At 72.2% G+C, this 22,363-nt stretch carries 23 protein-coding genes and 2 pseudogenes; 11 read left to right on the top strand and 14 right to left on the bottom strand.

Annotated elements, in window-relative coordinates; translation table 11 throughout:
* Nucleotides 1–119 precede the first annotated feature (119 nt).
* The 7 genes and pseudogenes from OTB16_RS11985 to OTB16_RS11955 form a co-directional block, all read right to left on the bottom strand.
* Nucleotides 120–875: an alpha/beta fold hydrolase gene (locus OTB16_RS11985; RefSeq protein WP_267720089.1), complete on the bottom strand. Its 756-nt coding sequence runs from the start codon at nt 873–875 to the stop codon at nt 120–122.
* Nucleotides 876–1,022: 147 nt separating this feature from the next.
* Nucleotides 1,023–3,083, bottom strand: coding sequence for a phosphocholine-specific phospholipase C (locus tag OTB16_RS11980; protein WP_267720088.1), 2,061 nt, complete (start codon nt 3,081–3,083; stop codon nt 1,023–1,025).
* A gap of 374 nt (nt 3,084–3,457) precedes the next feature.
* Nucleotides 3,458–3,667 (bottom strand): annotated as a pseudogene (locus OTB16_RS11975) (peptide-methionine (R)-S-oxide reductase); the annotation flags it as partial.
* Between the two features lie 208 nt (nt 3,668–3,875).
* Complete coding sequence (locus OTB16_RS11970) at nt 3,876–4,469, bottom strand: GTP-binding protein (RefSeq protein ID WP_267720087.1); 594 nt, start codon at nt 4,467–4,469, stop codon at nt 3,876–3,878.
* Nucleotides 4,456–4,824 carry a DUF742 domain-containing protein gene (locus OTB16_RS11965; RefSeq protein ID WP_267720086.1) on the bottom strand — a complete coding sequence of 123 codons (369 nt, stop codon included), beginning with the start codon at nt 4,822–4,824 and terminating at the stop codon, nt 4,456–4,458. The genes OTB16_RS11970 and OTB16_RS11965 overlap by 14 nt, the downstream gene beginning before the upstream one ends.
* The gene (locus OTB16_RS11960) at nt 4,824–5,231 is read right to left on the bottom strand and encodes a roadblock/LC7 domain-containing protein (RefSeq protein WP_267720085.1); all 408 of its coding nucleotides are present in this window, start codon (nt 5,229–5,231) and stop codon (nt 4,824–4,826) included. The genes OTB16_RS11965 and OTB16_RS11960 overlap by 1 nt, the downstream gene beginning before the upstream one ends.
* On the bottom strand, nt 5,228–7,540 hold the full coding sequence (locus tag OTB16_RS11955; protein ID WP_267720084.1) for a sensor histidine kinase: 2,313 nt from the start codon (nt 7,538–7,540) through the stop codon (nt 5,228–5,230). Before OTB16_RS11955 ends, OTB16_RS11960 begins: the two co-directional genes overlap by 4 nt.
* 389 nt (nt 7,541–7,929) lie before the next feature.
* On the opposite strand from OTB16_RS11955, the gene OTB16_RS11950 reads away from it, so the two are divergent.
* The 5 genes and pseudogenes from OTB16_RS11950 to OTB16_RS11930 all read left to right on the top strand — a co-directional run bounded on the left by OTB16_RS11950 (nt 7,930) and on the right by OTB16_RS11930 (nt 10,896).
* Nucleotides 7,930–8,853: a phosphorothioated DNA-binding restriction endonuclease gene (locus OTB16_RS11950; protein WP_420717679.1), complete on the top strand. Its 924-nt coding sequence runs from the start codon at nt 7,930–7,932 to the stop codon at nt 8,851–8,853.
* A 98-nt stretch (nt 8,854–8,951) separates the two neighbouring features.
* Entirely contained in the window at nt 8,952–9,503 is a 552-nt protein-coding gene (locus OTB16_RS11945) for a GNAT family N-acetyltransferase (protein ID WP_267720082.1), read from the top strand.
* A 397-nt stretch (nt 9,504–9,900) separates the two neighbouring features.
* Nucleotides 9,901–10,098: pseudogene (locus OTB16_RS11940) on the top strand (helix-turn-helix domain-containing protein); the annotation flags it as partial.
* A 41-nt stretch (nt 10,099–10,139) separates the two neighbouring features.
* The gene (locus OTB16_RS11935) at nt 10,140–10,718 is read left to right on the top strand and encodes a transposase (protein ID WP_267720081.1); all 579 of its coding nucleotides are present in this window, start codon (nt 10,140–10,142) and stop codon (nt 10,716–10,718) included.
* On the top strand, nt 10,705–10,896 hold the full coding sequence (locus OTB16_RS11930; protein ID WP_267720080.1) for a hypothetical protein: 192 nt from the start codon (nt 10,705–10,707) through the stop codon (nt 10,894–10,896). The genes OTB16_RS11935 and OTB16_RS11930 overlap by 14 nt, the downstream gene beginning before the upstream one ends.
* Nucleotides 10,897–11,014: 118 nt before the next feature.
* On the opposite strand, the gene msrB is transcribed toward OTB16_RS11930, so the two are convergent.
* From msrB to OTB16_RS11910, 4 genes are all read right to left on the bottom strand, one after another.
* The gene (gene msrB, locus OTB16_RS11925; protein ID WP_267720079.1) at nt 11,015–11,428 is read right to left on the bottom strand and encodes a peptide-methionine (R)-S-oxide reductase MsrB; all 414 of its coding nucleotides are present in this window, start codon (nt 11,426–11,428) and stop codon (nt 11,015–11,017) included.
* Between the two features lie 15 nt (nt 11,429–11,443).
* Nucleotides 11,444–12,847: a UDP-N-acetylmuramate--L-alanine ligase gene (gene murC, locus OTB16_RS11920; RefSeq protein ID WP_267720078.1), complete on the bottom strand. Its 1,404-nt coding sequence runs from the start codon at nt 12,845–12,847 to the stop codon at nt 11,444–11,446.
* A gap of 96 nt (nt 12,848–12,943) precedes the next feature.
* Complete coding sequence (locus OTB16_RS11915) at nt 12,944–13,411, bottom strand: indole-3-glycerol phosphate synthase (RefSeq protein ID WP_267720077.1); 468 nt, start codon at nt 13,409–13,411, stop codon at nt 12,944–12,946.
* A gap of 137 nt (nt 13,412–13,548) precedes the next feature.
* Nucleotides 13,549–14,331, bottom strand: coding sequence for a pyrimidine reductase family protein (locus OTB16_RS11910; RefSeq protein ID WP_267720076.1), 783 nt, complete (start codon nt 14,329–14,331; stop codon nt 13,549–13,551).
* A 96-nt stretch (nt 14,332–14,427) separates the two neighbouring features.
* Here OTB16_RS11910 and zapE point away from each other — a divergent pair, with 96 nt between their 5' ends.
* From zapE to OTB16_RS11885, 5 genes are all read left to right on the top strand, one after another.
* Nucleotides 14,428–15,483 (top strand): cell division protein ZapE, encoded by a 1,056-nt coding sequence (gene zapE, locus OTB16_RS11905; protein ID WP_420717681.1) that lies wholly within the window; start codon nt 14,428–14,430, stop codon nt 15,481–15,483.
* Nucleotides 15,484–15,544: 61 nt separating this feature from the next.
* The gene (locus OTB16_RS11900; protein WP_267720074.1) at nt 15,545–15,970 is read left to right on the top strand and encodes an OsmC family protein; all 426 of its coding nucleotides are present in this window, start codon (nt 15,545–15,547) and stop codon (nt 15,968–15,970) included.
* Between the two features lie 361 nt (nt 15,971–16,331).
* Complete coding sequence (locus OTB16_RS11895; RefSeq protein WP_267720073.1) at nt 16,332–17,723, top strand: alkaline phosphatase PhoX; 1,392 nt, start codon at nt 16,332–16,334, stop codon at nt 17,721–17,723.
* 636 nt (nt 17,724–18,359) lie between these two features.
* Nucleotides 18,360–19,190, top strand: coding sequence for a PPK2 family polyphosphate kinase (locus OTB16_RS11890; protein WP_267720254.1), 831 nt, complete (start codon nt 18,360–18,362; stop codon nt 19,188–19,190).
* Between the two features lie 17 nt (nt 19,191–19,207).
* The gene (locus OTB16_RS11885; RefSeq protein WP_267720072.1) at nt 19,208–20,113 is read left to right on the top strand and encodes a polysaccharide deacetylase family protein; all 906 of its coding nucleotides are present in this window, start codon (nt 19,208–19,210) and stop codon (nt 20,111–20,113) included.
* Nucleotides 20,114–20,138: 25 nt separating this feature from the next.
* Here the strand turns inward: OTB16_RS11885 and OTB16_RS11880 are convergent, their stop codons facing one another.
* The 3 genes from OTB16_RS11880 to OTB16_RS11870 all read right to left on the bottom strand — a co-directional run bounded on the left by OTB16_RS11880 (nt 20,139) and on the right by OTB16_RS11870 (nt 21,512).
* Nucleotides 20,139–20,354 carry a hypothetical protein gene (locus OTB16_RS11880; protein WP_267720071.1) on the bottom strand — a complete coding sequence of 72 codons (216 nt, stop codon included), beginning with the start codon at nt 20,352–20,354 and terminating at the stop codon, nt 20,139–20,141.
* 105 nt (nt 20,355–20,459) lie between these two features.
* Nucleotides 20,460–20,771: a hypothetical protein gene (locus tag OTB16_RS11875; protein ID WP_267720070.1), complete on the bottom strand. Its 312-nt coding sequence runs from the start codon at nt 20,769–20,771 to the stop codon at nt 20,460–20,462.
* Between the two features lie 66 nt (nt 20,772–20,837).
* On the bottom strand, nt 20,838–21,512 hold the full coding sequence (locus tag OTB16_RS11870; protein ID WP_267720069.1) for an AIM24 family protein: 675 nt from the start codon (nt 21,510–21,512) through the stop codon (nt 20,838–20,840).
* A gap of 71 nt (nt 21,513–21,583) precedes the next feature.
* Here OTB16_RS11870 and OTB16_RS11865 point away from each other — a divergent pair, with 71 nt between their 5' ends.
* Nucleotides 21,584–22,336 (top strand): aminoacyl-tRNA hydrolase, encoded by a 753-nt coding sequence (locus tag OTB16_RS11865; RefSeq protein WP_267720068.1) that lies wholly within the window; start codon nt 21,584–21,586, stop codon nt 22,334–22,336.
* The last annotated feature ends 27 nt before the right edge of the window (nt 22,337–22,363 follow it).

Raw genomic sequence — 22,363 nt, 5'->3', positions numbered from 1 at the left:
CGACCGCTCGGACCCCGTCCCCCACCGGGGTCCGCCGGACGACACCCCCTGGTGCTGTGACCGGAAGGGGTTGCCGGGTCGTGGTGTCCGGTGCGGATCTGCCCGGTCGCAGCACTGCACTAGCTCACGAGGAAGGCCTCGACCGCCGTGGCGAAGGCCACCGGGGTCTCCTGCGGCGGGTAGTGGCCGGTGCCCGGCAGGGTCCGGACGCGGCAGTTCGGGTACCAGGCCTGCCAGGTGCCCCGCATGACCTCGGCGGTCAGCGCGAGGTCGTACTCCCCGACCAGGACGAGCACCGGCACGGTGTTGCCCTTGACGGCCGGGGACAGGTCGAGCGGCTGCCAGCTCGCGAGGTAGCCCGCGAAGGCCTCGGGCCGGGACGCGGCCAGCGAGTGGGCGACCATCCGCTCCAGCCAGTGGCGGCTCGCCCGGTGTCCGGTGACCAGGTCCAGGATGGCCCGGCGCTTGCCGGGGTCCTCGGCGGCGCCGTGGAAGAGGGCGTGGGTCGCGTCGTCCATCGCGTAGGGCGCGGCCGGAACCGGGGCGGTCCCGATGAGCTTCTCGATGCGCTCGGGGGCCCGTACGAGCACCTGCTGCGCGGCCTTGCCCCCCATGGAGTGCCCGAGGAGCGAGAAGGTGTCCCAGCCCAGCTGGTCGGCGAGTTCGAGGACGTCGTCGGCGATCTCGGGGAGGCTGTAGCGCCCGGCCACGTCCCGGCGGTCGCCGTAGCCCCGGTAGTCGAGGAAGACGTACGAGAACCCCTCCGGGTCCAGGTGGTCCAGTACGGATCCCCAGGTGGCGCAGGTGCCGAACCAGTCGTGCAGCACTATGACGCGGACGGGTCCGGTGCCGATCCTGCGGTGGGCGATGGCCATGCGTTCTCCCTCGGTGACGGGGTGGAGATGCCGACGCCGTACGTACTGCCCACCGGATCTGCCGTCACACCGCGGAACCGCCGCCGCCCCGGCGACCTCGCGGTACCGGAGCGGCGGGGGCTGCGGGCGGGCGGACGGCGGACCGGGTCAGACGGTCTTGAGCGCCGGGTCGGAGACGCCCGGCGCGCCCGTCTCCACGTGGCCCGCGAAACGCCGCAGGAAGGTGGCGTCGGCGTCGGAGACCACCTTGACGTCGTACCAGCGGCCGGTGGCGCGCAGGTCGACCGTGTGGGAGACGGTGGCGCCCGGGTTGACCTTGAAGGTCTGGGCGGCGCCGCCGTAGGAGTTGGTCACGGTGAGGTGGACTGGCGCCGCGGCGGAGTTCGCGAGGGTGAGCACCAGGTTGCCGGTGGCGTCCGCGTGCCGGGCCGTCACCTCGGGGCCGGCCTTCTTCGCCGGGCCCTTCCAGGTGCGCAGGAAGCCGTTCGGGCCCCAGACGGTGAGGTTGACCTGGTTGCCGGTGGAGGCGCTGGTGCTCCACGTGTCCGAGAGGGTCTTGCCGGCCTCGACCGTGTACGGCCAAGGCCCGTCCGTACGGTTGCCCGAGGTGCTGTGGAAGTGGGCGCCCAGGACGGAACCGGCGGCGAAGGTCAGCGTGAACTTGCCGGTGGACACGGTGGCCCTGCCGTCCACGTAGGGGCTGTAGCCGAGCGGGCGGGTCGGCTTGGAGCCCGCCTCCTGCTTGGGCAGGGTGCCCGTCGCCGGCGGCACGGGGTGGTACGACGGGTGGGTGTCGTGGTCGGGCGGGAGGTAGCCGTCCGTCGGGGGGAGCGCGGCCGGGGAGGCGTCGGAGCGGGTGAAGTCGAAGGCGGAGGTGAGGTCGCCGCAGACCGCGCGCCGCCACGGGGAGATCTGGGGCTCCTTGACGCCGAAGCGCTTCTCCATGAAACGGATCACCGAGGTGTGGTCGAAGGTCTCCGAGCAGACGTAACCGCCCTTGCTCCACGGGGAGACGACGATCATCGGGACGCGCGGGCCGAGACCGTAGGTCCCGGCCGCGTATCCGCCGCCCCCGGCGTACAGGTCGCGGGTCACGTCGGCCGTGGACAGGCCCCAGGCCGCGGAGGCCGGCGGGTACGGCGGGACGACGTGGTCGAAGAAGCCGTCGTTCTCGTCGTAGGTGATGAAGAAGGCCGTCTTCGCCCACACGTCCGGGTTCGCCGTCAGCGCGTCGAGGACCTGCGCGATGTACCAGGCACCGAAGTTCGTCGGCCAGTTCGGGTGCTCGCTGAACGCCTCCGGGGCCGCGATCCAGGAGACCTGGGGCAGGGTGCCGCCCACCACGTCCGCGCGCAGCTTGTCGAAGTACCCGTCGCCCGCCTTGACGTTGGTGCCGGTACGCGCCTTCTCGTAGAGGGCGCTGCCCGGCTGGGCGTTCCGGTAGGAGTTGAAGTAGAGCAGCGAGTTGTCCCCGTAGTTGCCGCGGAAGGCGTCGCTGATCCATCCCCAGTGGCCGGCGGCGTTCAGGCCGTCGCCGACGTCCTGGTAGACCTTCCAGGACACCCCGGCGGACTCCAGGCGCTCGGGGTAGGTCTTCCAGCCGTAGCCGGCCTCCTGGTTGCCGAGGACCGGACCGCCGCCGGTGCCGTCGTTGCCCGTGTGCCCGGTCCACATGTAGTAGCGATTGGGGTCGGTGGCACCGATGAAGGAGCAGTGGTAGGCGTCGCAGACGGTGAAGGCGTCGGCGAGCGCGTAGTGGAACGGGATGTCGTCGCGGGTCATGTGCGACATCGTGGTGGCGGTCTTCGCCGGCACCCACTTGTCGTACTTGCCGTTGTTGTAGGCCTGGTGGCCGCCGGCCCAGTCGTGGTTGAGGCCCTCGACGAACCGCATGCCCAGGTCGTCGACCTGCGGGTTGAAGGGGAGGATGTCCTTCGTCCCGTTGGACTGGTGGAAGACGGACTTGCCGTTGTCCTGGAGGACCGGCCGCGGGTCGCCGAAGCCCCGTACGCCCTTCATCGACCCGAAGTACTGGTCGAAGGACCGGTTCTCCTGCATGAGGACGACGACGTGCTCGACGTCCTGGATCGTCCCGGTGGCACCCTGCGCCGGGATGGCGGCGGCCCGCGCGATGCTCTCGTTCAGCATCGCGACGGCGGCGGTGCCTCCGGCGATCTGGAGGAACCTGCGGCGGTTGACTTCTGCCATGGTGTGACGACCTCTGGGGGTGAGGGGGGAGTCGAGGGGCGCCCCAAGGACAGCGGCCCGGGGGGACCGGACGGCGATCCCCGGCTGACGCCGGGCCGTACAACGGGAGAACGGACGGCCCTGCGGGGAGGAACGGACGGACCCGCTCGGAGGAACGGACGGCACGGCCCCGAGGGAACGGACGGACCCGCCCGGGGGAACGGACAGCACGGCCCGGAGCAGCGCACGGACCTGCCCGGGGAACCCGCGCGCCTGGCGAAGACCGTAGGCACAGCCACCCGCCGTGCAACAGCCCCCGGGGCGAAGCCACTTCGGAGCGGCGGGTGCGGAGCGGGGTACTCATCCGGCCCGTGCGCCGATCTGAGCGGATTACCTCAGCTCTCCGCGGGGGTGAGCCGCAGGGAGATCGAGTTGATGCAGTACCGCTGGTCGGTGGGGGTCGGGTAGCCCTCGCCCTCGAAGACGTGGCCGAGGTGGGAGCCGCACTTCGCGCAGAGGACCTCGGTGCGGGCCATGCCGTGCGACCGGTCGTGGACCAGCTCGACCGCGTCGGTGTCCTTCGGGTCGAAGAAGGACGGCCAGCCGCGCACCATTGTCGATGCACGCTTCTCCTCGCGCCTCCTCACACCGAGTGGTTGTACGGGCGGTGCACTCTGGCCGACCCCGCTGTCGTCCCACGCATCGGCGCGGCCGAACTCTGCACCTCTGCACCTCTGCACCTCTGCACGCAGCAATCGTCAAGGGCGCCTGCCGTTACCCCGGGTTGCAGGCCGTTCAGCCGGCTCGACCGCTTCAGACGGTCGCCGCGGCCCCCGCGTTGGCGATGAGCTGGTCGAGGAGCGAGAGCAGGCAGGCGCGGACGTCCTGGCGGGAGCGGGCGTCGAGCATGAGCACGGGGGTGTTCGGATCGCTCAGGTGCAGGGCCGCTGCGATCTCCTCCGCGGTGTACGGCTGCTCGCCGTGGAAGCAGTTCGCGCCGACCACGAACGGCAGCCCGCGGCTCTCGAAGAAGTCGACGGCCGGGAAGCTGCGATCGAGGCGTCGCGTGTCGACCAGCACGATCGCCCCGAGTGCCCCGGCCAGCAGGTCGTCCCACATGAACCAGAAACGTTCCTGGCCCGGTGTGCCGAACAGGTAGAGGACGACTCCGGCGTCGGTGAGGGTGATCCGGCCGAAGTCCATCGCCACGGTGGTGACCGTCTTGGACTCGATGCCGTCGAGGTCGTCGACGCCGACACCCGCGGCCGTCAGCCGCTCCTCCGTACGGAGCGGCTCGATCTCGGAGATCGTCTCCACCAGGGTCGTCTTGCCGACTCCGAATCCACCGGCGATGAGGATTTTGACCGGGGCCGATTCCTGAGGGGCGGGCGTGTCATATCCGGGCAAGGTTGTCCCTGATTCTCATGAGCAGGTGGACGTTGGTGGTCTCGGCGCCCGCCAGGGGCGGCCGGGGGTGGATCAGCCCGCGGTCGGCGAGTTCGCCGAGGAGCAGCGTCATCGGGGTGAGGCGGACGTGCATACGCGCCGCTATCTCGGCGACCGCCCGGCCGCCCGGCGCCGTGCACATGGCGAGGATCTCCTGCCACTCGGTGGGCAGACCGGCGTGGGCGTCCTCGGCCACGGCCGCCGTGATCGTGGTGTCCATGGTGAGGACGGTGTGCGGATCGGCTGTACGTCCGTCGGTCAGGGCGTACAGCCGCGTCCGGCGGCGCCTTGCAGGCTGGGGCTCGTCCTCCGGCATTACGCGGTCGGCACCTGGGCGCGCTCCGGGGTGCCCAGCCACTCGCCGAGCGCCTGGGCGGTCCGTACGGCCTCGCCGCCCAGCTCCCCGAGCCGCGCCTTGCGGGAGGTCACCACGATGAGCGTGCTGCCCTCACCGCACCCGACGATGCAGAGGTACCTGTCGTCCATCTCGACCAACTGGCGAATGACGCGGCCACCGTCGACCTCTCGGGATATCGCCTTCATCGTGGCCGCGATGCCGGAGGCCGCGGCCGCCATGCGCTCGGCCTGGGGCTGGTCCAGCAGGTAGGCGCTGAGTTTGATGCCGTCGTTGGACAGGAGCACCGCTCCCTGGATGCCGGCGATCCTGCTCAGGTTGTTGTCCAGGACGCTGTAGATCATGTCGTTCGATGAGGAGGTAGTCATGGCTGATCCCGTCGGAGCTCTTCTTCCACTGTCTGGGTCCCGTGTTCGTAGTCCGCCCAGGCGTCGGCCACCTCTTCGGGAGTCGCGGTGTCCTGCCGGACGGCCGTTTCCGGTGCGCTGGGCGCGCGTAGCTGCTCGGCGATATGGGTCTGCGGGACGCGCTCGGGGAGGGCCGGCCTCGTGGGGCCGTCCGCCGGGGCCGGCCGGACCGCGGCCCCGGGCGCAGGCGCAGGCGCAGGCGCAGGCGCAGGCAACGTCGTACGGCGGCTCGGCAGCCCGGCGCCTGTGTGCAGGACCAGCTCGTGCTTGCGCTCCTCGGGAAGGCGCGGCGCCGGGGCGGCGGCGGACGGCGCCGCGGGCGCGGGCTCGCGCGGTGCTTCTCCTTCGGTCGCCACCAGCAGTTCCCTGGGGAGGATCACCACGGCGGAGGTCCCTCCGTACACCGAACGGCGCAGGGTGACCGTCGCCTGGAGCTGGTCGGCGAGGTGACCGACCACGAAGAGCCCGAGCCGGTGCGCATTTTGCGCCAGGACGGAGTAGGGCGGGGCCTGGTGCAGGCGCCCGTTCATCTCCTCGTACCGCTCCGGGGTCACCCGCGGCCCACGGTCCTCGATCTCCACCGACAGCCCGTCCGCGACCATTTCGGCGCGGATGACCACCTTCGACCGCGGCGGGGAGAACCGGGTGGCGTTGTCCAGCAGCTCCGCGAGCAGGTGGCTGATCTGGCTGATCACGCGCGCTTCCACGCTGGTCTCGTCCAGGGCCTGCCGCTCGATGCGCCGGAAGTCCTCGACCTCCGCGGCGGCCTCGCGCAGCAGGTCGGCGATGCGCATGGGCTCGGTGTGCGGGTCGGGGACCTCGCCGCCCGCCAGGATCAGAAGGTTCTCGATCTGCCGCCGCATGCCCACGGTCAGCTGGTCGGCCCGCATCAACTGGGCGAGCAGCGCTTCGTCGTGGCCGAAGGTGTCCTGGAGGTCCTCGGTGAGGCTCAGCTGGCGGCTGACCAGGTTTCCGGTGCGCGAGGCGATGCCCGTGGCGAACAGACCGAACCCGTGACGCTCGGCCGCGAGCTGCCGGTGTCCGTCGACGGATACGGCGACGGCCCGGGCGAACGCGTCGCTGATGCGTCCGACCTCGTCCCGGTCTCCGCGCACCATCGGCAGGACCTCGGCGTCGACGGACTGCCCGCGCTGGAGCCGGGCGACGACGTCGGGGAGGGTTTCCTCGGCGACGGTCACCGTGCGTTCATGCAGGTCGTGCAGACGGCGGAGCAGCGATCGCGTGGTGAACACGACGACGACCACGACGACCAGCAGCCCGCCACCGCTCCCCCCGATCAGCCACGCGACCTCGCTCTCCAGCTCCGCGGCCTTGGCCTCGCCGCGCGTGAGCACGCTCCGCGCCCGGTCGACGTTGAGCGTGGCCATCTGCACCGAGTAGTTCTCGTGCGCGGACCGCCAGCCCCCGACCTCGGCGGGCAGCTTGATGCCGGATGCGACGTCCGTGTGCTCGGAGACGACCGCGTTCTCGATACGGATCTTCCTCTGCCAGTCCGGGGAGGCGACGATCCGCTCGTAGAACCGCCGGTCCCCCTCGGACAGATAGGGCACGACCCATGTCTCGTACAGGTACCGGTGGGCTCCCACGGCACTGATGAACTGGTCGAAGCCGGCGGCGTTCAGTTCCCTGGACGGCCCGGCCAAGGCCAGGAGCGCGTCCTCGCGCGCCACCATCTCGGTGGCCGAGAGCATGGACACCACGGGCCGGCTCTCCTGGACGAGTTCGGCGTCCTCGGCGTGGCTGAACTCCTGCTGGTACGCCTGGATGACCGCGCCGATCACCCCGGTGTAGTAGGCAAGCGTGCCGTCGGCGCCGCCGGTGCGGGCATCCGCGCGCTGGCGGTACGCGGCCAGGCCGTCGAGCCGCCGGTTCACTTCCTCGAAGGACGCCCCCGAATCGCCCGCCAGCCGACGGAACTCGGCCGCGGCCCGGTCCGTGGCCTCCCGCCGGTTCCGCAGCTCGTCCTCGGCCCCGGCGGTGCCCGCCCACAGCGCGGCGGTCGACGTCCGCTCGGCCTGCATGTCGACCATGACCGTGTAGAGCGGTACGCCGATCCGCTCGGCGGCCGCGATATCGGCCCGCAGGTGTTCCGACTTCGCCAGCAACCGCCCGGCGGTCACCGTCACTTGAGTGCCCATCGCCACGGTGGGGAGCACTGCCAGCCAGATGAGCAGGGTGCGCAGGCGCACGGTGCGCCGCCGACGGGTCGTCGACTGCCCTCGTACGCCTACGGGTTCTATCGGAGACATCGGACCTCGGGAGCGGGGGACGGCGGGGGGACGGCTGGGGGTGCCGATCATAACCAGCCACACCGAGGAAGTGGATAGGTGTCTTCCGCGACCAAAGCGTGCTACCGGCTGCGGATCACCGCAGGCGAGAGACCTGATCGGAACCCAACCGCGACGTCCTCGACACCAAGGCGGGAAGACCGCGCCTCGTGGGGTGACCTCCGGTCTACCGGTGGAGGTCCCCCGTGCGCGGTGGCAGGGTGAGGTGGTGCCCTCACCATTGCGTCGACTCGGCATCGCTCGCCGGAGAAGCCGTAAACGGAAGTCTCATAGGCTCGCCTCGTTGTGCCCCAAGGACTGGGCCTTCAGTGGCCTTGCCGCGACCGATGCCACCGGAGTGTACGGATCCCGTGATACGAGATGAACTGATGAGCACGCTGTCCGGGCTGCGCCGGGCACAGATAGCGGGGCGGCGCGCCCCGCACAAGCCTCTGCTGGTGCTCTGGCTCCTGGGTCGCTTCGCCGCCTCGGGCAGCACCGCGGTCGCATACGACGAAGCAGAAGAGCCCGTCAGCCGACTGATCAACGACTTCGGCCCTGCCGTGACGAGCCGCACCCGGGCGCGCGAGCGCGCCGCGATGCCCTTCGTACACCTGGAACGCGCGCTGTGGGACCCACGCGACAGCGCCGGCCAGGCCATCGGCCTGGACGCCCCGGAGCGAGGCAGCTGGCTGCGAGCACGCGGCGCCAACGGGCGGCTGCGCCCCGAAGTGGAGGCGCTGCTCGCCGACTCGGGCACGCTGGCGGACGTGGCCCGGCTCCTGCTGGAGCAGCACTTCACCGCCATGCTGGAGGCGCCGGTGCGCGACGCAGTCGGGCTGGACCTGACAGCGCTCGACGAGGCGGCGTACGGGCCGGCTCAGCGGAAGCGGCGCGCACGGCGGGCCGGCTTCGCGGAGGAAGTGCTCCAGGCGTACGCGTACGCCTGTGCCTTCTGCGGGTTCGACGGGGCGCTGGGCAGGAATCCCGTAGGTCTGGAGGCCGCCCACGTGCGCTGGCACAGCCAGGGCGGCCCGGACGAGGTGAACAACGGGCTGGCCCTGTGCTCCCTCCACCACACCCTCTTCGACCTCGGAGTGCTGGGGCTCCTGCCCGACCTGCGCATCCAGGTCTCCCAGCTGTACGTGGCCCGCAGCCCGTCAGGACAGACCATCGACGCCCTCCACGGCCGCCCGGTGGCAACACCCAGGCCCGGCCGCCCCACCATCGACCCGAAGTCCGTCCTCTGGCACGGCCACCAGGTCTTCAAACGCCCAGGCTCACAAGTCGCTTAGTGGTCTGCGACCGAAGCCCTTCGGGGGTTGACTCCGGAGCACGGGGTCGATGGGAATTCAGTTGCGATTAGCACCAGGGCCGATGCGAGGATCGGCAGATGAAGCACACCATCAGGGCCGTACGACACGAAGACTGGACCAAGATCAAGGCGCTGCGGCTGGACGCGCTGCGGGATCCGGTCGCGCATCTCGCCTTCCACGAGACCCACGAGCAGGCCACCGCCCGGCCCGACGGCTTCTGGCAGGACCGTGCCGCCGGATCCGTCGAGGGCACGACCGCCCAGCAGTTCGTCGCGGAGGCCGCGGACGGGCGCTGGCTCGGCACGGTCTCCGTGCTCGTCGAACTGCCCGGCGTCGAGAGCTTCTTCGACGACGTCCCCGAGGTGTCGCAGACGCACATCGTGGGCGTCTTCGTCCGGCCCGAGGCGCGCGGCACCGGGCTCGCGGAGGAACTCTTCCAAGCCGCCCTGGAGTGGTCTTGGTCACTGACCGAGCCGCAGGTCGAACGCGTCCGGCTCTTCGTGCACGAGGACAATGCCCGAGCGGAAGCGATGTACGGCAAGGTTGGCTTCAAGCACACTGGCCTCTCGGTCCCCGCCGCCGGAGACGCCACGCGCAGCGATAACGAGCTCGCCCTCCTCCGCAGCTGAAGGTGCTGAGGACGCCCGCTGACAGGAGGCGCCGCGGCAGAGGATGTGCAGGTCCGTCAGCTGCGGCCAGGCCATGTGGGCATGGCCGGCCAGGGGCTGGGCGGGCGAGTCGCTGGTGGATTGGGCGGCGTGCTGGACATGACAGCCATCCTGCCCGACCAGCCTGAGAACGGATGATGCGGGCTGCTGCCGCGGGTGATTCCCTTCTTGCTGATCGGCCTGCCCGTCATGCCCGTTGCCGCCGCCCGCCCGATCTCCCTGACCGCCGCCGAGCGGCACCGGCTGAAGAAGGCGGCCCACGGTCACAAGACTGCGCACCAGGACCGGATGCGGGCGCAGATCGTGCTGCGCGCCGCTCGAGGGCGCGGCAACGCTCGCATCGCCCGCGAGACGGTGGGTGCACCTGGACACCGTGCGCACCTGGCGGGTCCGCTTCGCCGACGGCGGCCTGCCCGCCCTGGCCGACCGCAAGCGGTCCGGTCGGCCGCCCTCGTTCACTCCCGTGCAGGTCGCCGAGGTCAAGGCGCTGGCCTGCCAACTGCCCGCCGAGACCGGGACCCCGCTGTCGCGCTGGTCGTGCCCGGAGGCGCGTGAGGTCGTCGCCCGCCGATCGCTGGCTCGATCTCCGCCTCCACCGTGCGGCGGTGGCTCAAGCACGACGCGATCAAGCCCTGGCAGTACCGGTCCTGGATCTTCATCCGCGACCCGGACTTCCGGACCAAGGGCGCCCGCATCATGGACCTGTACGCCCGCACCTTCGAGGGCGTCTCACTGGGCGAGGACGAGTACGTGGTCTCCAGCGACGAGAAGACCTCCATACAGGCCCGCTGCCGCTGCCACCCCACCCTGGCCCCCGGCCAGGCCCGGGCCATGCGGGTCAACCACGAGTACCGACGCGGCGGCGCACTGGCCTACCTGGCCGCCTACGACGTACACCGCGCCCACGTCATGGGGCGCTGCGAGCCCACCACCGGCATCGACCCGTTCATGAAGCTGGTCACCCAGGTCATGACCCAAGAGCCCTACGCCAGCGCGAGACGCGTCTTCTGGATCGTTGACAACGGTTCCTCCCACCGCGGGAAGAAGGCCATCGACCGGCTGACCAAGGCGTTTCCCAACGCCGTTATGATCCACACACCCGTCCACGCCTCCTGGGTGAACCAGGTGGAGATCTTCTTCTCCGTCGTCCAACGTCAAAGTCGTGGCACCCAATGACTTCACGAACCTCGACCAGGTCCGAGACCGGCTCCGAGCATTCGAAGACCGCTACAACGCCACAGCACAGCCGTTCCAGTGGAAGTTCACCACCTCCAACCTGGACGATCTGCTGGCCAGGCTCGACCGACACACACTCGACCGACAGGAAGAATCCTCCATCGCCCTGGCGGCCTGATCAACCCCCGAAGGACTTCGGGCGCAGACCACTTAGCGGCACGAGAGCCCCGGAGACCATCGGTGGCCGGGGCTCAAGGCCTCTCGGGGGGCGCTGTCGTCTACGGCGGCCGCGCCGGTCAGCCCTCGTCGGAGTCCGGGGTCAGCCGCAGGGAGATGGAGTTGATGCAGTACCGCTGGTCGGTGGGGGTCGGGTAGCCCTCGCCCTCGAAGACGTGGCCCAGGTGGGAGCCGCACTTCGCGCAGAGGACCTCGGTGCGGGCCATGCCGTGCGACCGGTCGTGGACCAGCTCGACCGCGTCGGTGTCCTTCGGGTCGAAGAAGGACGGCCAGCCGCAGTGCGACTCGAACTTCTCCGTCGAGCGGAACAGCTCGGAGCCGCAGCCGCGGCAGGAATAGACGCCTTCCGTCTTGGTGTCCGTGTACTCACCGCGGAAGGCGGGCTCGGTGCCGGCGAGGCGCAGCACCTGGTACTCGGACGGGGTCAGCTCCGCCTGCCACTGCTCGTCCGTCTTCTCGACCTCGTACGCCATGACGTTCCCGCTCCCTCAGTTCGACAGCCGGGCGATCGTTTCCAGGATCCGGGGTCCCAGATCCGTGACGTCGCCCGCGCCCATGGTGAGAACGAGATCGCCGGGCTTGGCCATTCCCGCGATGACGTCGGCGACGGCCTCCTTGGAGTGCTCGGCGGTGACGTCGGCGCCCGCGGCCCGGGCGGCCGCGATGATCAGTTCGCTGGTGACCCCCGGGATCGGGTCCTCGCGGGCCGGGTAGATGTCGAGGACCACGGAGGCGTCGGCCAGCGCGAGGGCCTGCCCCATCTCCTTGCCCAGTTCCTGCGTGCGGGAGAAGAGGTGGGGCTGGAAGACGACCAGGATGCGGGCGTCCCCGGCGGCGCCGCGGATGGCCTCCAGGTCGGCGGTCATCTCGGTGGGGTGGTGCGCGTAGGAGTCGATGACCTGGACGCCGGCGGCCTCGCCCTTGAGCTGGAGGCGGCGCTTGACCCCGGTGTACTTGCCGAGGGCGGAGGCCAGGTTGTGCGCCGGGATGCCGAGGGCGACGCCGGCCGCGAGGGCGGCGACGGCGTTGTGCGCGTAGTGGCGGCCGGGGACGGAGACGGTGAAGGTGAGCATCCGGCCGCCGACGACGACGGTGACCTCGCTGGCCAGGCCGCGCGGGGTGATCTTGGTGATCCGGACGTCGGCCTCGGGCTCCTCGCCGTAGGTGACGACGTTCAGGCCTTTGTTGCCGCGGACCCGGCGGGCGATCTCGGCGGCGCCGGCCTGGCCGTGGGCGACGACGAGGGTGCCGCCGGGCACGACCTTGGAGACGAAGGTCTCGAACGACTCGTAGATCTCCTCCACCGACGCGTAGTTCGCGTGGTGGTCGAGCTCGGCGTTGAGGATGATCGCGACCTGCGGGGTGTACTTGTGGAAACTACGGTCGCTCTCGTCCGCCTCGGCGACGAAGATGTCGCCCTCGCCGTGGTGGGCGTTGGAGCCGGGGGCGTCCAGGTCGCCGCCGATGGCGTACGAGGGGTCCAGGCCCAGGGCCGACAGGGAGACCGCCAGCATCGAGGTGGTGGTCGTCTTGCCGTGCGTACCGGCGACGGCGATCGGGCGCAGGCCGTCCATCAGACCCGCCAGGGCGTCGGAGCGGTGCACCACGGGGATGCCGAGCTCGGCGGCGCGGGCCAGCTCGGGGTTGTCGGCGCGGATGGCGCTGGAGACGACCACGCAGGTGGAGTCGTCGGCGAGGTGGCCGGCGGCGTGCCCGATGTGGACCACGGCCCCGTGCGCGCGCAGCGCCTGGGCCGTCTCCGAGTCGCGCGAGTCGCTGCCGGCGACCTGGGCGCCCCGCTGGGCGAGGATCTTCGCGATGCCGGACATGCCGGCCCCGCCGATGCCGATGAAGTGGGGCCGTTCCATGGCGGTCGGCAGGCCGGGCTTCATTCAGGTCGCTCCAGGTATCGATGGTGCTTGTCCTACGGGGTGCGCGCCCGCGTCCGCGACCGCGTCCACGGGCGCGCTGCGGGGCGCGGGCCCAGCCTATTCGTTGTGGGCGAAGAGCTTGAGCACCGGAACGCCCACCTTGTGGCGGGCGCGGGAGGCCCAGTCCCGGTGGAAGAACTCCTCCACGAAGTGCGGGGCGGTCAGGACGATCACCTCGTCGGCCCCGGTCTCCTCCACGACGGCCTTCAGCCGGTCGAGCGGGTGCTGCCCGATGATCTGCCCGGTGGCCTTGGCGCCCTTGCTGCGCAGGGCGTTCAGGGAGTGCGCGAGGGCGTGTGCGGCGGGACCCCGGGCGGCGGCGCCCTCGGGCTCGTCGCCCTCGTGAATGGCCTCGGGGAGCTCACCGAGCGCTACGTCGTCGATGGCGCGCAGCAGTCGGTCCTGATCGCCCCGGGGCCGCATGAGGACGACGAAGGACACCGCGTCGTCTCCGTGCAGGGTGGTGACGAACTCCACGTCCACCGTGGTCAGCGGCTGCTCGATCATCAATACGCTCGTGAACACGGACGCCCTCTCCTTCATGGGCCGAGGCCGGCTGGCTGGCCGGCCCCTGCGGAAACCATCCTGCCCCGCTGTGGCACGGGGCTTGCGCAGGTATATGCCCAGCGGAAGCTAAGCGGAACGATAAATTCCACCCCTTGTCAGATCCGACGGTAGCTCGTGAAGAGGAACCCGGCCTCCTCCAGTACGCAGGCGGGGGCCAGCCGGTGCGGAACCGCGACCGCCGGCCCTCCGGAGATCCGCTGGGCGTCCCCGGCGGTGAGCATCGGCGAGATCGTCAGGCACAGCTCGTCCAGCGCGTCGGCGGCCACGAACTGCCCGAGCAGCCGGGGTCCGCCCTCGGTGAGCTGGCGGCGCAGCCCCCGCCCGGCCAGCTCGCGCACCGCACGCGCCGGGTCCACGCCCGCCCCGTCGCCCGCCACCACGACCTCGGCGCCGGCCCTGACCGCCTCGGCGACGCGGTCGGCGGGCGCTGCGGCCCCGGTGACCACCAGGGTCGCCACCAGGGGCGAGGTGAAGAGCGGCAGGCTGAAGTCGAGGTCCAGGCTCGCCGTGACCACCGCGATCGCGGGGGCGGGCCCCTGCCCGGCGGCCTCGCGGCGGGCGGCGAAGGCGTCCCGCGCCCGGGCCGGCCGGTACCCCTCCTGGCGAACCGTTTCAGCACCGACGACCACGACATCGGCCAGCGCCCGCAGGGTGCCGAAGATCCGCATGTCGGTCTCGCCGGAGATCGGCTGCGAGCGGCCGTCGTGCTGGGCGGCCCCGTCCAGGGTGGACACCATGTTGGCCCGGAGCCAGTGCTCCCCGGCGCCGAGGGAGGGGTACGCGTACGCCTCCGCCAGCTCATCCAGCGACCATGCGCGGTCGGCCGGATCCCCGGGTGGGGCCGGTGTCTGATCGGTCACAGGGAACAGGCGTCGCATCGGTGCAGTGTGCCACGCCCCGTAGAGTTGAGTGCTGTGTCGACCTCACTCTCCCCCTCCGGTTCAGCAGCCGGGCGGCCCGCCGACCGGCCTCCCATAGCCGACGCCGGCCCGCAGGCGCTGTGCGCCCGCGAGCCCCGGGTGCCCGCCGAACGGCTGGTGGCCGAGATGGTGCCGCCGCCGCGATTCGACTCGGTGCGCTTCGACACCTACGACCCGGACCCGGCCCAGCCCAGCCAGACCGAGGCCGTCGGCGTGCTGAGCGGCTTCGCCGCCGGCCTGGGGGGCGCGCACGCGACGGGCTCCGGCAAGCGGCGCTGGTTCGCGAAGAAGCCCGCCGCGCCCACGGGCCCGCGCGGGGTCTACCTCGACGGCGGCTACGGCGTCGGCAAGACCCACCTGCTCGCCTCCCTGTGGCACGCCACCCCGGCCGAACCGGCGCTCAAGGCCTTCGGCACCTTCGTGGAGCTCACCAACCTGGTCGGCGCGCTCGGCTTCCAGCAGACCGTGCGGACCCTGGGCGGGCACCGGCTGCTGTGCATCGACGAGTTCGAACTCGACGACCCGGGCGACACCGTCCTGGTGTCCTCCCTGCTCAGCCGCCTGGTCGAGCAGGGCGTGGCACTGGCCGCCACCTCCAACACGCTGCCCGGCAAGCTCGGCGAGGGCCGGTTCGCGGCCGCCGACTTCCTGCGGGAGATCCAGGGGCTGTCGGCGCACTTCCGGCCGCTGCGGATCGACGGCCAGGACTACCGCCACCGGGGCCTCCCGGAGGCCCCGGCCCCGTTCTCCGAGGAGCAGGTCACCAAGGCCGCGTACGCGACCCCGGGCGCGAGCCTGGACGACTTCCCGGCCCTGCTGGAGCACCTGGCCCGGGTCCACCCGAGCCGCTACGGCGCGCTGACGGACGGGCTCTCGGCGGTCTGCCTCACCGAGGTCGGCCCGGTGCCCGACCAGTCGACGGCGCTGCGGCTGGTGGTGCTCGCCGACCGGCTGTACGACCGGGAGATCCCGGTCCTGGCCTCGGGCGTCCCCTTCGACCGCCTGTTCAGCGACGAGATGCTGAACGGCGGCTACCGCAAGAAGTACTTCCGGGCGATCTCGCGGCTCACCGCGCTCGCACGCGACGCGAAGCCCCTGGTGTCCCAGTAGGTTTGGCACGGTCGGGTCCGTTCGCGGCCCGGCCGTTTCGACTTCTGCGAAGGGATCCACCATGGCCACCACGCGTCACGCGCACACCGTCTGGGAAGGCAACCTCCTCAAGGGCTCGGGTGTCGTCACCCTCGACTCCTCGGGTCTCGGCTCGTACGACGTCTCCTGGCCCTCGCGCGCCGAGGAGGCCAACGGCAAGACCAGCCCCGAAGAGCTGATCGCCGCCGCCCACTCCAGCTGCTACTCCATGGCGCTCTCCCACAGCCTGGACGGCGCGGGCACGCCGCCCACCCGCCTGGAGACGAAGGCCGACGTCACCTTCCAGCCCGGCGAGGGCATCACCGGCATCCACCTGACCGTGCGCGCCGAGGTCCCCGGCCTGGACGCGGAGGGCTTCGCCGCCGCCGCCGAGGACGCCAAGAAGAACTGCCCCGTCAGCCAGGCCCTGACCGGCACAACGATCACGCTCTCCGCCGAACTGCTCTGACGGCCGGAGCGGGCCCGAACCGCCGGCCCGTCCGGTCGTGGGCGGCCGGGCGTTCGGCGTCGCGGGCGTTCGGCGTCCTGGGCGTTCGGCGTCCCGGTCCGTTGGACCGGTACGGGCTGTAGGCCGGGGCTGATCGGCCGCCCGGTGCGGACCGGCCGCCGCGCGGACCGGACCGCGGGTGCTCCGGCGGGCTCGCCCCTAGCGGGTGCGCCCGCCGGGCCGGTGCGGCGCCGGGCGGTGGAACCCGGGGACCCGGTGGTGTGACACCCGGCCGGGGAGCGCTCGCGTCGGCCCCCGGCGGGCGGGCCGGCGTGGTAGCACGGGCCGTCCACATCTCCAGTACCGCCGCCCGGAGTTGCCGATGTCCGTCACCCGACGCAGCCTGCTCGCCGCCGGCGGGATCGCCTTCACCGGGGCGCTCGGCGCCCTGTTCACCGGTCGCGCCGGGGCCGCCCGGGCCACCACCCGGGGCTACGGACCGCTGCTGCCCGATCCGCGCGGGCTGCTCGACCTGCCCGGCGGGTTCTCCTACCGGGTGCTCTCCCGCGCGGGCGACCCCCTGCGCTCCGGCGAGGGCACCGTCCCGGCCAACTGCGACGGCATGGCCGCCTTCGCCGCAGGCGGCGGGTCCGGTGACGGCGACCGGCCCGGTGGCGACGGCGGTGGCGCCAACCGGGTCCGGCTGGTCCGCAACCACGAGAACCGCACCACCGCCGCCCTGCGCGTCCCCGCCGTCGCGGGACTGACGTACGACCCGCAGGCGCTGGGCGGCTGCACGGTCCTGGAGCTCGACGGGGCCGGCGGGGTCGTCGGTGAGCGGGTCGCCCTCGCCGGTACGGCCGTCAACTGCGCGGGCGGGCGGACCCCCTGGAACACCTGGCTGAGCTGCGAGGAGACCGAGGACCGCGCCGGCACCTCCGGCTACACCCTGGACCACGGCTACGTCTTCGAGGTCGACCCCGCCGATCCGCACCGCTCAGGGGCCGTCCCGCTCACCGCGATGGGCCGGTTCGCACACGAGGCCGTCGCCGTGGACCCGTACAGCGGCGTCGTCTACGAGACCGAGGACGCCTTCGTCGAGCCGTTCGGGCTGTTCTACCGCTTCCTGCCCGAACGGCCCCTCGGCGGCCCCGGCTCCCTGCGGGCGGGCGGCACCCTGGAGGTCCTGCGCGTACCGGGGGTGGCCGACCTGTCGGTGGTGGACCGGCCCGGGGCGGAGTTCCCGGCACGGTGGGTGCCCGTACCGGACCCGGGGGCGGCCACGACGCCGATCCGCCTCCAGGACTTCGGGCCCGGCGGGGTCACGCACGCGCAGAAGCTGGAGGGCTGCTACTGGGGTGACAGCGGGGTGCACTTCGTCTCCAGCTACGCCCGCAGCCGCGAGGGATCGGCCGCCGACCACCACGGCCAGGTGTGGTTCTACGACCCGCGGCGCGGCCGGCTCCGGCTGGACGTCCTCTTCGGCCCGGCCTCGGACACGGCCCTGCCCGGGCACTCCCCCGACAACATCTGCCTGGCGCCGGACGGCGGCCTGATGGTGTGCGAGGACGGCGGCGGGGCGCAGTACGTCTTCGGCGTGACGGTGGGCGGCGAGGTCTACCCGGTGGCGCGCAACGCGCAGGACGTGGGGCAGCCGGGGGCGCCGGAGTGGGGTGAGTTCGCCGGGGTCACCTTCTCCCCCGACGGCCGGACGATGTACGTGAACGCCTACGCCCCGGGGACGACGTTCGCGGTGACGGGGCCCTGGCGCTGACACCGGCCGCATCGCGTTTCCGTTCGATCGGGTGGAAGATCGAACGGAATCGACGCGATTGGGGTAGGTGGCGTGGCGAGGAAGCACACGGATCAGCTGAAGCGGCAACCCGAACCGGGCGGCCCCGAGTCCCCGGACACCCGCGAACCGGCGGACCGGGGCGGGGACACGAAGGGCTCACCCGACCCGAAGGCCAAACCGGCCGGACCGGCCAAGGGGACCAAGGGGACCAAGGGGACCAAGAAGGCCGGGGACGGGGCCACGACCCCGGACCACCCGAAAGCCGACGTCGGAACCGGGCCCAAGGCCAAGAGCAAGGCCAGGGCAAAGACCAAGGCCGAGGCCGAGGCCGAGAAGGCCACTGGCACGGTCAAGGCTCCGGCCCGCCCGAAGGACGACGACGGGCCCCGGCCCGACGCCAAGGGCAAGGGCAAGGGCAAGGCCAAGAAGGCCGAGAAAGGCGAGGGATCCAAGGGATCCAAGGCGGCCAAGAGCACGACCAAGGTCACGGTCAAGGCCAAGGCCACCGCCACGGCCGAAGCCGTCGAGCGGCCCGGAGCGGACCACCGCGGGACCGGGCCGGAGGCCGGGGGCCGGGAACGCCAGGAGTGGCCCGGGGCCGGGGACGGTCCGGCGCTGCGGGACGTGTTGCGGGTGCCGGCGGGCGAGCGCGTGGACCTGCGCCGCTTCGACCCCCGCGCCACCCCCGCCGGACCCACCGGCAAGGCGGCCGGGGTCGCGGCCACCGCCGCCCTCGCGGAGCGGCTCGGTTCGCTCCAGGAGCGGCTCTACGCGGCCAGCACCGCCGGGAGCCGGCACCGCGTCCTGCTCGTCCTCCAGGGCATGGACACCAGCGGCAAGGGCGGCACCGTCAAGCATGTCATCGGCCAGTTCAACCCGTCCGGCTGCCGCATCCGGGCCTTCAAGGCGCCCACGCCCGAGGAGCACAGCCACCCCTTCCTGTGGCGCGTCACGCAGGCCCTCCCCCAGCCGGGTGAGATCGGCATCTTCGACCGCTCCCACTACGAGGACGTCCTCATCGCCCGCGTCCGCGAGCTGGTGCCCCGCAGCGTGATCGGCCGCCGTTACGGGCAGATCAACCGGTTCGAGGAGGCCCTCGCCGACGACGGCGTGACCATCGTGAAGGTCTTCCTCCACATCGGCTACGAGGAGCAGCGCAAGCGGCTCCTCGAGCGGCTCGACGATCCGGACAAGCACTGGAAGTTCAGCCAGGGCGACATCGACGAGCGCGGCGTGTGGCCCGCGTACCAGGAGGCCTACGAGAAGGCCCTGGAGCGGTGCTCCACCGACGCCGCGCCCTGGTTCGTCGTCCCCTCGGACCGCAAGTGGTACCGCAACTGGGCGATCAGCACGCTGCTGCTGGAGCACCTCGAGGCCATCGGTCCGCAGTACCCGAAGGGTGAATTCGACGTGGAGGAGTGCCGTGCACGTCTGATTGCCACATAGTCATATATTTTGCCTGCGTGACTATTTCTGTGCGCAAAGCGGCAGCCGTAGCCGCGCTCGGTGCCGCCCTCGCGGGTTGCGGGGGCGGCACCGGCACGTCGGACGCCGGGCGTGAAGCCCGCATGGGCACCCCGGCGGCGACGGCCTCCGCCACCGCCTCCCCGTCCGGGAGGGCGTCCGCCGCCCCCGGTCCGTCCGCCCCGCAGGCCGGCCCGCCCGGCAAGCCCCCGACCATGGCGCCCGGCCCGAACGGCCTGACCCCGGTCTTCGAACGGGCGCGCCAGCAGGCCGACAAGACCGTCGCGCTGACCTTCGACGCCGACATGACCTCCGACCAGGGGCCGCGGGCCGCGGACGGGGAGCACTTCGACAACCCGGCGCTGATCTCGGCGCTGCGCACGCTCAAGGTGCCCTCCACGGTGTTCATGACGGGCCGCTGGGCCGAGGAGTACCCGGACCAGGCGAAGTCCATCGGCACCGACCCGAACTTCGAGATCGCGAACCACTCCTACAGCCACCACGCCTTCACGGCCCCGTGCTACGGGCTGCCCGTGCTCGACGCCGCGGCCGCCCGGGCCGACGTGGACCGGGCCTTCGCCGCCTTCCGCACGGCGGGCGCGGTCAACACCGTCCCGTACTTCCGCTTCCCCGGCGGCTGCTACGACGACCGGTCCCTGCGGTCCCTGTCCACCGCCGGGATCACGGCCGTCCAGTGGGACGTGGTCAGCGGCGACGCGTTCGCGAAGGACCCGGACGCCGTGGCCGAGCAGGTGCTCGCCGGGGTCAAGCCGGGCTCGGTGGTGGTCATGCACTGCACGCGCAGCGCCGCCCCGGTGACCGAGGAGGCCGTTCGGAAGATCGTCCCGGAGCTGCGCAAGCGGGGCTACCGCTTCGTGAAGGTGTCCGAGCTGATCGGCACGTAGACGGCCCGGAAGCGGGCGGCGGGGCTCAGCCGGAGCATGCGGTGCGCTGCGCGTCCTGCCACTCGCACACCGGGCAGAGCACCACGCCCGGGGTCGCGACCCCGTACTCGGTGGGCTTGCCGCACTCCAAGCAGTCGGCGTACGGCGGCCCGGCCACCCGCCCGGCGGGCGCGGCCGGCGCGGGGCAGTACGACGGGGTGCCCTCCCCCTGCTCCGACGGGGTCTCTTCCTGCTGCTCCATGTGTACGAGCCTACTCAGCCGGGCCGCCGCACGGCGGGCCGGCCTTCCGGCCCGGCCGGCACCCGGCCCCGGCCGTCACCGTCACCGTCACCGTCACCGTCACCGTCACCGGAACGCGGTGGCGCGGACGCTGCCGCCGCACAGGGCGAAGTCGCCGCCGTCGGCCGGTGCCAGCTGGAGGGCTCCGCCGCCGACGCCCAGCACGATCGAGGGGGCGACGGTGGGCTCGGCGCCGGAGGCGCAGTACCCGTCCGCCTCGCCGAGGACCGGGGTGAAGGTGAGCTGGGTCGTGGCCCGTGCGCCCGCGGCCAGTTGCACGGGCCGCGCCTCGCCCTGGCGGACCACGGTGAGGGGCTTGTTCCGGTCCGGCGAGCCCTGGCCCGCGAGGGCCACCGTCGGAAGCCCCGCAGCACGCACGGCTCCGCGCTCTCGCTGATCACGGTGACCCGTACCCGGGACGGGCCGGGGCGGGAGCCCCGGGGGTCAGTGCGCCCCGGTCCGCTCGGTGACTTCGCTGGGGCGGACCATGACGAAGCCCTCGCCCCGCAGCATCAGCTGGACGGCCTCGCCGGAGCCGCCGCGGATCATCGAGCCGGCCGACTGGGAGCGGTGCAGGCCGGTCTCCAGTCCCGCGCTCCAGCCGACGACCGCGTCGGTGTCCACGTAGACCGGGGCCTGCGCGGTGACCGGGATGACGATCGGGGCGCCGTCGCAGACGACGGCGAGCTTGCCGGTGCCGGTGAAGAGGCTGTTGAAGAGGCCGCCGCCGGCCATGCCCGCGCCCTTCACCATCTTGATCTCGTAGGACAGGGTGGGGTCGAAGCACAGCACGTTGCGGCCGTTGACGGTCAGGGCGTCGCCCGGCTCGAAGTCGACGATGAAGCAGTTGCCGCCCTGGTGGGCGAACCAGACCTCGCCCTGCCCGCGCACGGTCATCAGCGCGAGGCCCTCGCCGGTGACGGCGCGCTTGAGCATGCCGCCGATGCCCTGTCCCTTGCGTTCGAACTGGAGGCTGCCCCGGAAGGCGACCATCGAGCCCTGGCGCGCGAGCATCTCGCCGTCGACGGCGTACTTCACCGACTTGGCGTTCTGCAGGGTCATGCCCGGGGCGGTGGCGGGGCGGGCCAGGTTCTCGGATGCGAACAGGTCACTCTTCATGGCTTCGATCCTCGCCCGGCGCGGGCACCCTGGGCGTCATCCTCAAGGCGGAGGCTGGCATCCTTGGCAGGATGAGCAGCCAGCCCGCGCACGACACCACGGACGTACCCCCCGTCGGGGCGGACAGTCCCTTCCGCCAGGAGCACGCCGTCAGCGACGAGGCCCCGCAGTTCGTCCTGCCGCTGGTCGTACGGATCGAGAAGGCCGAGCCGCCCGCCCGCACGGACGCCCTGGAGACCGCGGCCCGCGCGGTGCTCGTCCTGCTGACGGACGAGCGGGCGCACGGCGAGGGCGAGTGGGCCGAAGCGGTCCGGGACTGGCAGGACGCCCGCATCCGCAAGGTGGTCCGGCGCGCGCGCGGCGCCGAGTGGCGCAAGGCCGGGACCCTGCCCGGCGTCACCGTGCGCGGCGAGGCGGCCGAGGTACGGGTCTTCCCGCCGGTGCCCCTCGACGGCTGGCCCAAGGAACTGGCCAAGCTCCAGGTCTCGGGCACCGACCTGGACGACCCCGGTCCCGTCGGGGCCCCCGTCGGCGCGGACCTGCCCGTGCTGTGGCTCAACCCGGGCCTGGACATGTCGGCCGGCAAGGCCATGGCGCAGGCCGGGCACGCGGCGCAGCTCGCCTGGTGGGAGCTGGCCGGGCCGGAGCGGGCCGCCTGGCGGGAGTCCGGCTTCCGGCTGGCCGTACGGACCCCGCCGCGCGAGCGGTGGGCGGAGCTGAGCGGGAGCGGGCTGCCGGTGGTCCGGGACGCGGGCTTCACGGAGATCGCGCCCGGCTCGTGCACGGTGGTCGCGGACCATCCGGCGCTGCGGGCCCGCCTCTGAGGTTTCCCCGCGCCCCCGCGGAACCTC

This window comes from Streptomyces antarcticus (genome assembly GCF_026627255.1).
GTDB classification, from domain to species: domain Bacteria; phylum Actinomycetota; class Actinomycetes; order Streptomycetales; family Streptomycetaceae; genus Streptomyces; species Streptomyces antarcticus.
This window is presented reverse-complemented; position numbering and strand designations above follow the sequence as displayed.